The 258-nt window shown below is 41.5% G+C and carries 1 protein-coding gene; it reads right to left on the bottom strand.

Going from position 1 to position 258, the window contains the following annotated elements; translation table 11 throughout:
- On the bottom strand, positions 1-258 hold a 258-nt coding region (locus AAEY78_RS13825), incomplete at both ends, for a hypothetical protein (protein WP_352339934.1).

Below are 258 nucleotides of genomic sequence, written 5' to 3' on the forward strand. Positions count from 1 at the left end.
GGCATCGATTGGCTGGGATCGGCGGGTAATTCAAATGCGCTTAGCCAACCACTTTTACTATTGGCAATGATATAGCGTCTGAACTGACCATCGGGTGATTGAGTTGCCATCACTAAGTGATCATTTCTATCAATCCGCAAACTATTACGAATACGAAAAATCAGGCTTTGGTCACTGACGTTAAAAAATCCATAGAGATAACCGCCATATTTTCCCACCATGTGAGTAAAATTAATCTCAATAGGGTCGGCTTCATTA

It is taken from the genome of Psychrobacter sp. 16-MNA-CIBAN-0192 (assembly GCF_040309565.1).
In the GTDB taxonomy this organism is placed as follows: domain Bacteria; phylum Pseudomonadota; class Gammaproteobacteria; order Pseudomonadales; family Moraxellaceae; genus Psychrobacter.